This is a genomic window from Marivita sp., assembly GCF_965656765.1.
Classification (GTDB): Bacteria; Pseudomonadota; Alphaproteobacteria; order Rhodobacterales; family Rhodobacteraceae; genus Marivita.
The window spans coordinates 1,411-2,214 of record NZ_CBFHLV010000129.1; the positions used below are offsets into that span (position 1 = coordinate 1,411).

At 50.6% G+C, this 804-nt stretch carries 1 protein-coding gene; it reads right to left on the reverse strand.

Going from position 1 to position 804, the window contains the following annotated elements; translation table 11 throughout:
* Positions 1-63: 63 nt before the first annotated feature.
* Complete coding sequence (locus ACTG4M_RS17375) at positions 64-699, reverse strand: LysE family translocator (RefSeq protein WP_439124929.1); 636 nt, start codon at positions 697-699, stop codon at positions 64-66.
* Positions 700-804 lie beyond the last annotated feature (105 nt).

Sequence of the window (804 nt, forward strand, 5' to 3'; positions counted from 1 at the left end):
TCGGCCCCTGTCTGCTCAATCAAAGCCCGATTGCACCGAAATCGGCGTAGCCAAGACGGTAGATCAGACGTTCCTCAGCTTTACCATAGAACTTTCAGAACGGGCGATTTTTCTGATCTGTGCCGCAAAAATAATGATCAGGGCTGCACCGCAGAACAGAGCAAGAAATGTGATTATGGCGACGATCAAGAAAGCGGGCATTTCAATGGTGGTGATGTCCATCAATCCAGGCAAAACTAATGGAAAAAGGATCATCATATAGGGCGAGATAAAACATGTCATAATGCCCGCACCGACTGCACCAACAATGGATCGGCCATTGGTTTCGCAATCCCCAGTTAGATCAAACCCACCCTTCCAGAGCCCGTAAGCCAACCAAAGAATGTAAGCCATCATTACGTATTTGCCGTAAGCGAACACCTCTGGAACTGCGGTCAGCCACGCGCCAAGTCCAAGACACACGGCAGAGATAATTATCAATCCTCCCAGTGCGAAACCTGCACCAAAGCCAACGGCGCCACGTGTGTCCTTACTTGCCGATCTGACAATCAGCATCAGCGCAACCGGGCCGGGGGCGAGAGTGATTGCGATCAGTGTTAGGACATACGAACTCAAATCGGAAAACGACATCATGACTGGGCCACCTCGTTGAAAGGTCGCGCGGTGTCTGTCGAAATGGTGGGTATCCGGAAAAGGCATTGCAATGCGCGGGTCAGACCGAACAAAACCATGCTGAATTGAAGGAATGGCTCAGTGGTTAAGGAACGTCTGAAAAACCTCGCGTGCTGAGCGGTTTGAGATACA

Excerpts from the sequence above, each read along its gene's own strand:
- ACTG4M_RS17375 (WP_439124929.1), bottom strand. The coding sequence starts at position 699 with ATGCCTTTTCCGGATACCCACCATTTCGACAGACACCGCGCGACCTTT.